Origin of the sequence: Actinocatenispora comari (assembly GCF_017312725.1) — a bacterium.
Taxonomy (GTDB): domain Bacteria; phylum Actinomycetota; class Actinomycetes; order Mycobacteriales; family Micromonosporaceae; genus Actinocatenispora; species Actinocatenispora comari.
Window position 1 is genome coordinate 1 of record NZ_BOPO01000024.1, and the last position, 12379, is coordinate 12379.

Annotated in this window: 10 protein-coding genes; 3 read left to right on the top strand and 7 right to left on the bottom strand. The window is 73.5% G+C overall.

From position 1 onward, the window contains the following. Positions 1–84: 84 nt before the first annotated feature. The 7 genes from NUM_RS08595 to NUM_RS08625 are packed head-to-tail and all read right to left on the bottom strand — an operon-like array spanning position 85 to position 8718. Positions 85–513 (bottom strand): OsmC family protein, encoded by a 429-nt coding sequence (locus NUM_RS08595; protein WP_207124271.1) that lies wholly within the window; start codon positions 511–513, stop codon positions 85–87. A 50-nt stretch (positions 514–563) separates the two neighbouring features. After that, positions 564–1976, bottom strand: coding sequence for an aldehyde dehydrogenase family protein (locus NUM_RS08600; RefSeq protein ID WP_225918425.1), 1413 nt, complete (start codon positions 1974–1976; stop codon positions 564–566). After that, on the bottom strand, positions 1969–3009 hold the full coding sequence (locus NUM_RS08605) for a DUF6282 family protein (protein ID WP_207124272.1): 1041 nt from the start codon (positions 3007–3009) through the stop codon (positions 1969–1971). The genes NUM_RS08600 and NUM_RS08605 overlap by 8 nt, the downstream gene beginning before the upstream one ends. Before the next feature lie 20 nt (positions 3010–3029). Continuing rightward, complete coding sequence (locus tag NUM_RS08610) at positions 3030–4583, bottom strand: MFS transporter (protein ID WP_207124273.1); 1554 nt, start codon at positions 4581–4583, stop codon at positions 3030–3032. Then, positions 4580–6076 (bottom strand): cytochrome P450, encoded by a 1497-nt coding sequence (locus tag NUM_RS08615; RefSeq protein WP_207124274.1) that lies wholly within the window; start codon positions 6074–6076, stop codon positions 4580–4582. The genes NUM_RS08610 and NUM_RS08615 overlap by 4 nt, the downstream gene beginning before the upstream one ends. Continuing rightward, positions 6070–7149, bottom strand: coding sequence for an alpha-hydroxy acid oxidase (locus NUM_RS08620; RefSeq protein WP_207124275.1), 1080 nt, complete (start codon positions 7147–7149; stop codon positions 6070–6072). The genes NUM_RS08615 and NUM_RS08620 overlap by 7 nt, the downstream gene beginning before the upstream one ends. A gap of 9 nt (positions 7150–7158) precedes the next feature. Continuing rightward, positions 7159–8718, bottom strand: a complete 1560-nt coding sequence (locus tag NUM_RS08625; protein WP_207124276.1) for an NAD(P)-binding domain-containing protein — start codon at positions 8716–8718, stop codon at positions 7159–7161. A gap of 322 nt (positions 8719–9040) precedes the next feature. Between NUM_RS08625 and NUM_RS08630 the strand changes: the two genes are divergently transcribed. The 3 genes from NUM_RS08630 (at position 9041) to NUM_RS08640 (ending at position 12299) form a co-directional block, all read left to right on the top strand. Then, positions 9041–9463 (top strand): YciI family protein, encoded by a 423-nt coding sequence (locus NUM_RS08630; RefSeq protein ID WP_207124277.1) that lies wholly within the window; start codon positions 9041–9043, stop codon positions 9461–9463. Between the two features lie 24 nt (positions 9464–9487). Then, complete coding sequence (locus NUM_RS08635; RefSeq protein WP_225918426.1) at positions 9488–10744, top strand: RNA polymerase sigma factor; 1257 nt, start codon at positions 9488–9490, stop codon at positions 10742–10744. A 262-nt stretch (positions 10745–11006) separates the two neighbouring features. Next, on the top strand, positions 11007–12299 hold the full coding sequence (locus NUM_RS08640) for a citrate synthase (RefSeq protein ID WP_207124278.1): 1293 nt from the start codon (positions 11007–11009) through the stop codon (positions 12297–12299). The last annotated feature ends 80 nt before the right edge of the window (positions 12300–12379 follow it).

The following is a 12379-nucleotide window of genomic DNA, read 5'->3' on the forward strand; positions in this document are numbered from 1 at the left end:
GTGCGTGACGACCGACGTTCAGCCGACCCGGCACCGACACACCGACCCCGGCGCACACCGGCCCGGGTGCGTGGCGACCGGCGTTCAGCCGGTCGCCACGCCCATGGTGACGTCGGCGCCGAGCTGCACGGTGCGGCTGACGGTGCAGAGCCGGTCGTGCGAGGTGCGGATCGCCTCCGGCAGCAGCGCCCGCGCCTTGTCGCCGCCCTCGCCCGCCGGGAACGTGACCCGGAACGAGACCTCGATCCCGGTCAGGTGGTTGCCCTGCGCGTCACGCACCTTGTCGCCGCTGGACTCGATGTCGAACGAGGTCGGCTCGGCCCGCCGCGAGGTCAGGATGTCCACATCGATCGCGGTGCATCCGGCGATCGCGGCGAGCAGCAGCTCCACCGGGGTGAAGTCGGTGTCGCCGCCGGCGCCGATGCTGATCTGCCCGCCACGCTCGTTGCGGACCTGGTAGGTCTGGCTGCCGGTCCGATGCAGGGACACGGCGCGTTTCGTCTCGTCTGCCACCCCGCCAGCCTGCCACGCACCGGCCGGTACGCCACCCACCGGCGCCCGATTCAGCACGGCCGGTGCAGGACGAACGGTTCGGTGTGGGCGTAGACGCCCCATTCACCGCCGGACACGCCGAGGCCGGAGTCCTTCACCCCGGCGAACGGGTCGTCGAACGACATCGCCAGGTGCCGGTTCACCCACGCGGTACCGACCTCCAGCCGCGCCGCGACCTGCGCCGCGCGGTCGACGTCGGTACCCCAGACCGAGCCGCACAGGCCGTACCGGGTGTCGTTGGCGCGCTCGACCGCCTCGTCGACGGTGTCGTACCGCAGGACCGGCAGGGCCGGGCCGAACTGTTCCTCGGCCACGATCGGGTCGCCGTCGGTGCCGCCGGCCAGCACCGTCGGGGCGTAAAAGTACCCGTCCCGGTCCAGCGGCCCGCCGCCCGCCACCGCGCGGGCACCGCCGGCCAACGCCGCCGCCACCAGCTCGCCGACCCGCTCGTACTGCGGCTTCGTGGCGAGTGGGCCGAGCCGGGTGCCGGGGTCGGTCGGGTCGCCGACGACCACGTGCCGGGCCCGGTCGGCGAGCGCCTCGACCAGCTCGTCGTGCCGGGAGGCCGCGACGTAGACCCGCTTGACCGCCATGCAGATCTGGCCGCAGTTGGCGAACGCGGACCAGAACAGCGCGTCGGCGAGGGCCGGTACGTCCGCGTCGGGCAGCACGATCGCGGCGTCGTTGCCGCCCAGTTCCAGCGTGACCGGGCGCAGCCGGGGCGCCGCGGTGGCGGCGACCCGCCGGCCGGTACCGACCGACCCGGTGAACGTGACCTGCCTGATGCCGGGATGCTCGACCAGCCGCTGCCCCAGCGGTTCCGGCCCGGACACGACGTTGAGCACGCCGGACGGCAGCACCCCGGACAGCAGCCGGCCCAGCGCGAGCGTGGTCAGCGGCGTGTACGGCGAGGGCTTGAGCACCACGGTGTTGCCGGCGGCGAGGGCCGGTGCCAGCTTCGCCGTGGCCAACTGCACCGGGAAGTTCCACGGCGCGATCGCCGCGACCGGGCCGACCGGCCGCCAGTACACCTCGACCCGCTCGGTGCCGTCGTCGCGCAACACCCGCGGCTCGGCCCGCAGCGTGCCGGCGTGCCGCAGCCGGTCCGCGGCGCGCCGCAGCTCGGCCCGGGCGTCCGCGAGCGGCTTGCCCTGCTCGGCGGTGAGCAGCGGGGCGAGCCGGTCGGCCGCGTCGCGGACCGCGTCGGCGGCGGCGACCAGCGCGGCGGACCGCTGGTCGGCGTCGGCGCGCCAGCCCGACCAGGCGTGGTGGGCCGCGTCGACCGCGGCGTCGAGTTCGGCGTCGGTGCAGGCCGGAGCGGTCGCGAAGGCCCGACCGGTCGACGGGTCGACCACCTCGAACCGGTGCTCGCCGGCGACTGCCGCGCCGCCGATCGTCATCGGCTCGAACGTCGGCTCAGGCATCGAGCAGCCGTCCCGGGTTGACGACGCTGATCTGGTGCACCTGCTCGTCGGTGAGGCCGAAGGCGCGCATGTGCGCGCGGATCAGCCGCATCGCCTCCACCGTGTTCGGGAACAGCGGTTCGCCGGCGTCGCTGGACAGCGTCACGTGGTCGGTGCCGATCCGCCGGATGGCATCGGCCATCCGCTTCGGGTCGACCCCGAGCAGCGGCGAGATCTCGTCGTAGGTGAAGTTGAGGTACACGCCGGCGGCGGCGAGCTGCGTCAACTGCGCGACGGACAGGTCGATGAACGGGCTGAACGGGTGGTCCACCACCGCCCGGGTGATGCCGAGATCGCGCACCGCGTCGGCCATCGCGAAGATCTCCTCGTGCGTGCCGTGCGCGAAGGACACCATCACCCCGGCGTCGGCGGCCATCCGGAACACCTCGCGGTACTCGGGCTTGAGCCGGCCGCGCTCGTCCAGGGTGTACTCGCCGACGGCGAGCGCCCGGTCCCACGGCAGCGGGTCGCTCCAGTCCCCGGCCTCGCCCCACCAGGCCGGCGGGCCGCCGACCTTGCTCAGCGTGTTCGCGCTGCGAAACACCGGCATCCAGACGGCGGAGACACCGTCGTCGAGGTTGGCCCGGCAGGCCTCGAGCATGCCGCGACCGCGGGTGAAGCTGGTGATCCAGCCGGACCACAGTCGGGTCGGCGGCACGCCGGTCGACTCGGACCAGGCGGCCAGGTCCCGCTCGACCTCGCGGACCACGCCGGCGGGGCCGACCACGTCGGTCCGATCCCGGCCGACGATGCTCTTGAACAGCAGCCCGCCCATGCCGGACGCGGAGGCGAGCTGGGCGACGGCGAGCGCGTCCTGCTGGCCCTCGTGCGCGTGGCAGTGGATGTCGATCGCACCCTCGACGTCGGTGATCGCCGGCGGCGCCAGCGGTTCGGCGCGGTAGCCCATCCGGGCCCGGTACGAGGCGACGAACCGGTCGTGCGGCGCCCCGTTCGGCGCCCGCAGCGACGCCTCGGCAGCCAGCTCCGGATCCATTCCGTCCACCCTGCACACTCCTATCGGTTCGATTCGGCGGCGGCCTCGACCAGCGGCCGGCCGGCGGTCTCGGCGCCGGCCCGCCACAGCACCACCGCGGCCACCACCACCGGTACCGCGGAGACCAGGGCGAGGCCGGCGATGCGCGGTGCCGAGGTCAGCAGCAGCGGGCCGAACAGCCCACCGGCCTTGCCCGCCGCGGCCGCGACGCCGCTGCCGGAGGCGCGCAGCTCGGTCGGGTACACCTCCGTCGCGTACGGCGCGAGCAGCGCGATCATGCCGCCGGCGGCGGTGAGCAGCAGCGCGGTCAGCGCGATCAGCACCGCACCGGCGCCGGGACGTTCCGGCCGGGCGGCGGCGAAGCCGAGGAGCACCACGGCGGTGGCGAGCGCGTAGCAGACCATCGTGCGGCGCGAGCTCCACCGCGCGTAGAGCACCGCGGCGAGCAGCGTCGCCGGCACCGCGAACAGCGACGAGACGAACAGCAGCGTCGGGGCCCGGGTACCGGCACCGGCGGCGGTCAGGAACGTCGGCAGGAACGTGATGAAGCCCCAGTTGACGATCCCCCAGCCGAGCCCGAACAGCACGATCGCCCCGGTCTGCACCCGGTACGCGGCGGCGAACACCGCGGCGAGCCCACCGCGCGGCACGACCGGTACCGGAGCCGGCCGTTCGGGTGCCGCCGGTGCGGTGCGGATGCCGTACCGGGCCATCACCGCGGCGGCCTCGTCGGCGCGCCCGGTGGCGAGCAGGTAGCGCGGCGACTCGGGCACGAAGCGGCGCAGTACCAGCAGGATCAGCCCGGTGGGCACGCCGAGCAGCCAGAGCGCGCGCCAGCTGTAGGTCGGTACCAGCAGGGTCGCCGCACCGCTGGCCACCAGGTAGCCGAGCGCGGCGCCGATGCCGCTCTGCGCCACCACCAGCGCGCCGCGGCGCGAGGCCGGCACCGACTCGCTCATCAGCGCGTACACGGTCGGCAGCATGCCGCCGGCGGCCACGCCCATCGCCGCGCACATCACCAGGTTCCAGCCGAACGACGGCATGAACCCGCAGACCGCGGTCGCCACGTACAGCAGCGCGGACAGCAGGATGGTGGCGCGCCGGCCGTACAGGTCGGCCAGGGCTCCCCACAGCAGCGAACCGGCGACCGTACCGGCGATCGCGACGAGCGGCAGCACCGCGGACTGCCCGGCGGTCAAGCCGTACTCGGCGCGCATCCCGGGCACCACGAACCCGAGCGTCGCCGGCTTCATCGTGTCCACCACCAGCGCCACCGTCAGCACCGCGAGCAGTCGCCGGTGCGCCGGCGACAACCGGGCGGTGTCCAGCGCGGCGTAGCGCACCGCGGCGTCGGCGGCCCCGGCCCCACGGTGCACCGCCCCGGACGGCAGCAGACCCCAGGCCGCGGCGGCCAACCCCACCACCAGCAGCACCATCCCGACGTCCATCCGGGCGCTCATCGGCATGCCGACCATCCGGTACCCGTCCGACGCGGTCGTCAGGTAGTCCGGTACGTGCAGCGCCACGCCGGCGCAGACCAGCACGGCACCGAGCCAGTACGCGAGGCGCTTCATCGTTCACCTCCGGTCACCGGGCAGCCGCCGGCGCGCGGGCGGCCCTGCGTGTCGTGCGTGGCGAAGTAGGTACGGGCCAGGCCCTGCCGCCGCGCGTCGGCGACCAGGTAGCTGCCCAGTACCAGTTGCACGAGGCTGCGGGACACGTCCTCCCAGCGGTCCCGCAGCCGCATCAGCGCCAGCCGTGCCCGGACGCCACCGGGTACCGGGCCGTCGACCGGCACGGCGGGCGAGTCGTGGCCGGGCCGCACCGCCCGGTCGCCGGACCCCGCGGTGCCCGGCGCGCCCGGCTCGGCGCCGCGGGCGGCGAGCCGGTCGCGCGACACGAGCAGGCAGGGGCCGCGGTTGGGCACCGAGCGGGTGTGCGCGGCGGACGAGTACGGCAGGTACCGGGCCAGCACCTCGCGCACGACCACCCGCATCGTCACCGGCGCCACTCCGCGGGCCGGGCAGGGCCGGTTCGCGGTCACCCCGAACGGCAGGAAGTTCATGCTGCGGGCCGACTCCCGCTCCCACCGGTCCGGGTCGAACACGTCGGCGTCGGTCAGCCCGGCGGCGTGGAAGTCCGGGTAGCTGAAGCACAGCACGCTGCCGGCGGGCACCGTGCTGCCGGCCCGGTCGATGTCGGCGCTGGTGATCCGGTGCGCAATGCCGAACAGCGGGTACCGGCGCAGCGACTCGTCGATCACCCGGTCCAGGTAGTCGTCGTCCTCCGGGTCGGCGACCAGCCGGCGCCGGACCGCGGGGTGCTGCGCGATCGCCAGCAGCAGGTGGGCCATCGCCTCGGACATCTGCACGATCGCGGTGTTGAAGAACGCGCCCTGCAGGTAGCGGGCCTGGTCCAGCTCGGACAGCCGGTCCGGCAGCGGCTGCGCCGGCGGGCGGTGCCGGACCCGGTCGAGCAGGTAGTCGGTGAGCCGGTCCCGGCGGTCCAGGTGCCGCAGCCCGCAGCACTTCAGCGCGGTGATCACGTCGTCGGCGTTGGCCACGATCGCGTTCCGGACACCGGGCGGGCACGCCTCGTCGAACACCAGCCGGTGGTACACCTCGGCCCAGATCGGCATCATCGTGTCCCGCAGCCGTACCGTCGCGACCGGGCCGCCCACGCCGGACAGCACGGACTCGGCCGCGGCGCGGGTGATCTCGACCAGTTCCGGCTTCGGCCGGGCCAGGAACCGCCGGGTGGTCCGGGCCACCTGCTCGTACCGTTCCCCCGGTTCCAGGTGCTCCTGGTGCACCTCGGGCCCGGGCGCGAGCCAGTACCAGAACAGGTCGGACAGCCCGGCCCCGCGGCTGCGGCCGTCCGCCGCGGGATGCTCGTACAGGGCGCGCCAGTCGGTTACGTCGAACTCCGGCCCCGGTACCGGGATGCCCTCCGACCCGTTGATCCGGGCGAAGATGCGCATCCGCAGCGCGACCACCACCCGGGGCAGCCAGTACGGCAGGCTCACCACCAGCGCGACCGCCGCCACCACGATCCCGACGGTCACCATCGCGGGCCCGCCGGCAGCAGGTCACGGGACACCTCGGCCGGGCTGCCGCAGCCGCACAGCATCAGGGTGTGCGCGAGCTCGTCGCGCAGGATCTCCAGTACCCGGGTCACGCCCGCCTCACCGCCGACGGTGAGACCCCACACCACCGGGCGGCCGACGGCGACCGCGGCGGCCCCGTACGCGAGCGCCTTGACGACGTCGGTGCCGCGCCGGATGCCGCCGTCGAGCAGCACCGGCAGCCGGCCGGCGACCGCGTCGACGACGTCCGGCAGCGCCTCGATGCTCGCCATCGCGGTGTCCAGCTGCCGGCCGCCGTGGTTGGACACCACGATGCCGTCGATGCCGGCGTCCGCGGCGATCCGGGCGTCCTCCGGGTGCAGCACGCCCTTGAGCAGGATCGGCAGGTCGGTCAGCGACCGCAGTCGCTCGACGTGCCGCCAGGACAGCTCCGGCGACAGGTCCACCTGGCGCACGTGGCCGGGTTCGCCGGCGCGCAGCTCGCGCAGGTTCTCGCAGCGCATCCCGGCCGGCAGGTCGTGGAACCCGTGCCGGTCGTTGCGCTCGTGATGACCCAGCGCCGGCGAGTCGGCGGTGACCACCAGCGCCCGCACCCCGGCCGACTCGGCGCGGCGCACGACGGCCTCGGTGAACCCCAGGTCGCGCTGCAGGTACAGCTGGAACCACAGCACCGGGTCAACGGCGACCTTGCGCGCCTCGGCGGCGATGTCCTCGATCGCCACCGTGGACAGCATCGCCGCGATCAGCACCGTACCGGCCGAGGCGACCGCCCGCGCGGTGGCCCGCTCGGCATCCGGGTGCGCGAGCCGGTGGAACGCCGTCGGCGCGACGAGGATCGGCATGCTCGCCGGCGCGCCGAGCACCGCCGTTGCCAGTTCCGGCGTGCCGCGGCCCCGCAGGATGCGCGGCCGCAGCCGGATCCGGGCGAACGCCGACTCGTTGGCCGCCAGGGTGATCTCGTCGCGCGCGCCACCGGCGAAGTAGTCGTAGTGCACCGGGTCGAGCGCCGCGCGCGCCGGCGCCTCGAAGTCCGCGACCGTGAGCAGCTCGTCCATCGCGCAGCCCTACCGGCTCTGCGCGGCGAGCTGGTCGGTCAGGTACGACACCAGCGGCGCCCGGTGCGTCACCGGGTCGGTCCACTCGTTGTCGAGGTTCTCCTTGATCCGGTGCACCGCGACCTCGGTGCCGTCGACGAGCAGCCGGACCACCGGATGCAGGTACCGGTCGTCCCGGCCGTGCTGTGCCTCCCACGCCCGACCCGCCGCCACGTCGAACGGGTCCAGGTCCTCGTGCCCCGGCCCGTACTCCATCGTCAGGGTCAGTACCGTCGCGGCGTCCTCGATCCCGCCGTCGGCGAGGTAGTCGCGCGGCACCTCCTCCAGGTAGCGGGCGCCGTCGGCGGACAGGCACACCACGTCGGCGAGGAAGGTGAACTGCTGCCACAGCCCCGAGGTACGGTTCGCCCGGGCCAGCAGCGCGTCCGCGATCGCCGCCGGATCGCGCGGCACCGGCCGGCCCGGCCACGGCGTCCGCTCGTACCGCTGGTCGAGCATCCGGCTCAGCGCGCGCACCCCGTACCGGAAGCCGTGGATGAAGGCGCTGGTGAACTCCTTGAAGTCGCGGGACTGGGTGAGGGTGCCGGCGAAGTACAGGTCGGGCACGCTGACCGACTCCCACGCCGAGGTCAGCGCCGGGAACCGGTCGTTGATCGTGGTCGCCGGCCGGCAGTCCGGCGCGAAGAAGCTCGCGTCCATCCGGAACCCGGTGCAGCACAGCACCGCGTCGTAGCGGAACCGGACGGTCTCGTCCCGGCGGGCGTAGCTCATCGTCACCCAGTAGCCGCGCTCGTCCCGCTCGATCTTGTCGACGGTGGCGTCCAGCACCGAGTTCTGCGTCTTGAGCTGGTAGGTGTCCAGGAAGTTGTTGTTGACCGCCCGCAGGTGTCCGATGAAGTGCGTCTTCCAGGCCATCTTGAGCGAGTGCGGGCCGACCACGTGGATGACCGCGGCGCGTTCGGTCAGCGCGTCCGCGGTCTCGAACGCCGAGTTCGCCTTGCCGATGATCAGCACCCGCTGGTCGGTGTAGTCGTCCGGGTCGATGGACATGTCCGCGTACTGCCGGGCCAGCTCGATGCCCTCGATCGGCGGCACGTTCGTCGCACCGAACCCGATCGCGGCGATCACCCGGCGCGCCCGGTACTGCCCGCCGTGCTCGTCGGTGACCAGGAACCCGCCGCGGTCGTCGCCGGCGCGTGCCACCCGTACCACCCGGGTGTGGTAGCGGATCGCGAGGTCGAAGCGGCGAGCGAAGTCGGCCAGGTAGCGCAGGTAGTCGTCGGCGTCCGGGAAGTACCGGTCGGTGTAGCCGGTGAAGCGGAACCCGTCGTCGTCGCACAGCAGCGAGTTCCAGTCGACCCGCAGGTTCAGCTCCGGGTCGGCGCTGCCGGTGTGCGGCTTGTTGATCGAGATCATCTGCCGGTGCCGCGGCTGGTCGACGAAGAACGCCCCGGGCACGCCGCCGGCCTCCAGCACCAGGTGGTTGCGGCCGGCCCGGCCGAGCAGGTACGCCAGCTGCAGGCCGGCCGGGCCGGCCCCGATCACGAGATAGTCCACGTTCTCCGGCAACGGACACCTCCGAGACGTTCCGCTCCGGACGCCGACGCGACCACCTGTGCGTGCCCAGGCGCGACCGCCGCCGTCTCGGACCACTGGGGAGCAACCGCTCGGAGGAAATGGTGGCCGGCAAGTCTCAGAAAATTCTCAGACCACGCAGACAGCGGCAAAAGCCGCCTGACACGGCGGGTCGGGTTTCGCCGATCCCGGCGTTGCCTCGGCCGCGGTGCTTTGCTGACGGGGTGGCAGGCGGGTGTGTCCGGTCGGGGCGATCGGCTCCGACGTCTGTGGTGACGGCGGCCGTCGGGGCCGCCACGCACGTCGGGAGAAGACGATGAAGTACATGATCTTGCTGTTCGGCTCGCAGCGGGACTACGACGCGATGGCCGGCCGGCCCGGCGCCGAGCCCGCCTGGACCGGCGAGGACGTCGGCAAGCTGGCCGAGTTCATGGAGTCCTGGTGGGCCGAGGTGGTCGAGTCGGGCGAGGCGGTGGACGCGCAGGGGCTGACCGCGCCGGTGCACGCCCGCCGGGTGCACCTGGTCGACGGCGTACCGGTCGCGACCGACGGCCCGTACGCGGAGACCCAGGAGGTGCTGGCCGGCTACAACATCGTCGACTGTGCCAGCTTCGACCGGGCCGTCGAGATCGCCGCCCGGCTGGCTGCCACGCCGCACCCGGAAGGCGCCCTGGCCGGCCGCGAGTGGTACGTGGACGTGCGGCCGGTGGCGTCCGGCGCCGAGGAGTCGCTGGCCTGAGCCGGCACCGACAGGGTCGAGCCCGTGCCCGAGCGGATCGAGGACCTGCTGCGCCACCAGGCGCCGCGGGTCCTCGGTGCGCTGGTCCGCCGGTACGGGCACTTCGACCTCGCCGAGGACGCCGTGCAGGAGGCGCTGCTCGCGGCGGCGACCCGGTGGCCGGCCGAGGGCGTACCGGATCGGCCCCGCGGCTGGCTGCTGACGGTGGCGTCGCGCCGGCTCACCGACCTGCTGCGCGCCGAGTCGGCCCGGCGCCGCCGGGAGGATGCCGTGGCCCGGCGGGTGCTGCCGGACGAGCGGCTCGCGCCGGCCGCGGACCGGCCGCCGGCCGCCTCCGACGACACGCTGGTGCTGCTGTTCCTGTGCTGCCATCCGGCGCTGCCCCCGGCCGGGCAGATCGCGCTGACGCTGCGCGCGGTCGGCGGGCTGTCGACCGCCGAGATCGCCCGCGCCTTCCTGGTCCCCGAGGCGACGATGACCCGCCGGATCAGCCGGGCCAAGCAGCGCATCGCGGCCAGCGGCGTGCCGTTCGCCCCGCCGGTAGGCGCCGAGTACGCCGCCCGGCTCGGCGCGGTGCTGCGCGTGCTGTACCTGATCTTCAACGAGGGCTACGCGAGCACCGCCGGCCCACGGCTGGCCCGGACCGAGCTGACCGCTGAGGCGATCCGGCTGACCCGGCTGGTGCACCGGCTGCTGCCGACCGACGCCGAGGTGGCCGGGCTGCTCGCGCTGATGCTGCTCACCGACGCGCGGCGACCGGCACGCACCGGGCCGGACGGCGAGCTGGTACCGATGGCCGAACAGGACCGCGCTCGCTGGGACGCCGCCGCGATCGCCGAGGGGGTCGCGCTGGTCACCGCGGCGCTGCCGCGCGGGCCGACCGGGCCGTACCAGCTGCAGGCGGCGATCGCGGCGGTGCACGACGAGGCGGCGAGCGCCGCGGACACCGACTGGCCGCAGATCCTCGCCCTGTACGAGGTGCTGCTGCGCATCGACGACGGCCCGGTGGTGCGGCTCAACCACGCCGTCGCGGTGGCGATGGTGCGCGGCCCGCGGGCCGGGCTGGACCGGCTCGACGCGATCGACGCGCGCGGCCGGCTCGGCGACCACCGCCCGGACGCGGTCCGCGCGCACCTGCTGGAGCTCGCCGGCGACCGGGGCGCCGCGCGGCGGTACTACCTGGCCGCCGCGGCGCGCGCCACCAGCCTGCCGCAACAGCGGTACCTGCACGCCCGTGCGGCCCGCCTGCCGGCCCCGGCCGACCCCGGCACGGAGGCGTAGCGCGGCACCCCGCGAGCCGTACGGTGGGGGTCCGGCAGGTGACGGATCTCGCCGGGAGCCGGCCCCGTGCGCAGCGTTTCGACAGGTCGCTAGATTGGGCAGAAGATCACACCGGACGTACCCGGCCAGCCGAGTAGCGTCGAAGTTACTGGCACGTAACAGCGATTCGGGGAGCGGACCCCAGCAGGACCTTTACCGCCACAAGTGGTAGAGAGCGGATCGACGGACGCACACTCCCCGTCTTGAGGACGAAAGGCCTTCCATGACTGACCAGAGCAGCACCGTCCTTCGGTACCCGGACGGCGAGCTCGACATGCCGATCATCCCGGCGACGGAGGGAAACTCCGGGATCGACTCCTCCAAACTCCTCGCCACGACCGGTCTGGTCACGCTCGACACGGGGTTTGTGAACACGGCGTCGTGTAAATCGGAGATCACCTACATCGACGGCGGCGCCGGCATCCTGCGCTACCGCGGTTACCCGATCGACCAGCTGGCCGAGCAGTCGAGCTTCCTCGAGGTGACCTACCTGCTGTTGCACGGTGAGCTGCCGACCGCCGAGCAGCTGGCCGAGCTGGACGGGCAGATCCGCCACCACACCCTGCTGGACGAGGACCTCAAGCGGTTCTTCGACGGCTTCCCGCGCAACGCCCACCCGATGGCGGTGCTGGCCTCCGCGATCAACGCGCTGTCCACGTTCTACCCGGACGACCTCGACCCGTTCGACGCCGACGCGGTGAACCTGTCCACGATCCGGCTGCTGGCCAAGCTGCCGACGATCGCGGCCTACACGTACAAGAAGTCGGTCGGCCAGCCGCTGCTGTACCCGGACAACTCGCTGGACATGGTCTCCAACTTCCTGCGGATGACCTTCGGCGTGCCGGCCGAGCCGTACGAGGTGAACGAGACCGCGCGGGCCGCCCTCGACCTGCTGCTGATCCTGCACGCCGACCACGAGCAGAACTGCTCCGCGGCCACCGTGCGTACCGTCGGGTCGGCCCAGGCCAACCTGTTCGCCTCCATCGCGGCCGGCGTCAACGCGCTGTCCGGCCCCTCGCACGGCGGCGCGAACCAGGCGGTGCTGGAGATGCTGCGCGGCATCCACTCCTCCGGCGACGACGTCGCGGCGTTCGTGCGCAAGGTGAAGAACAAGGAGGCCGGCGTCCGGCTGATGGGCTTCGGCCACCGGGTCTACAAGAACTACGACCCGCGCGCCGCCCTGGTCAAGAAGATGACCGACGACGTGCTGACCAAGCTCGGCATCTCCGACCCGCTGCTTTCCATCGCGATCGAGCTGGAGCAGGTCGCGCTGTCCGACGACTACTTCGTCGAGCGCAAGCTGTACCCGAACGTCGACTTCTACACCGGCCTGATCTACAAGGCGCTGGGGTTCCCGGAGTCGATGTTCACCGTGCTGTTCGCGATCGGCCGGCTGCCCGGCTGGATCGCCCAGTGGCGCGAGATGATGAGCGACCCGAAGCTCAAGATCACCCGGCCGCGGCAGATCTACACCGGCCCGACCGCCCGCGACTACGTCGCGGTCGAGAAGCGCTAGTCTCGGCACCCTTCGATGCCCCGTCGGCCGCCCGGCCAGCGGGGCATCGTCGTGCCCGGCCCCGCGCGGGTGCCGGCGCG

Coding starts and splice junctions, on each gene's coding strand:
- NUM_RS08600 (WP_225918425.1), bottom strand. CDS start 1,976: ATGCCTGAGCCGACGTTCGAGCCGATGACGATCGGCGGCGCGGCAGTC.
- NUM_RS08605 (WP_207124272.1), bottom strand. CDS start 3,009: ATGGATCCGGAGCTGGCTGCCGAGGCGTCGCTGCGGGCGCCGAACGGG.
- NUM_RS08610 (WP_207124273.1), bottom strand. CDS start 4,583: ATGAAGCGCCTCGCGTACTGGCTCGGTGCCGTGCTGGTCTGCGCCGGC.
- NUM_RS08615 (WP_207124274.1), bottom strand. CDS start 6,076: ATGGTGACCGTCGGGATCGTGGTGGCGGCGGTCGCGCTGGTGGTGAGC.
- NUM_RS08620 (WP_207124275.1), bottom strand. CDS start 7,149: ATGGACGAGCTGCTCACGGTCGCGGACTTCGAGGCGCCGGCGCGCGCG.
- NUM_RS08630 (WP_207124277.1), top strand. CDS start 9,041: ATGAAGTACATGATCTTGCTGTTCGGCTCGCAGCGGGACTACGACGCG.
- NUM_RS08640 (WP_207124278.1), top strand. CDS start 11,007: ATGACTGACCAGAGCAGCACCGTCCTTCGGTACCCGGACGGCGAGCTC.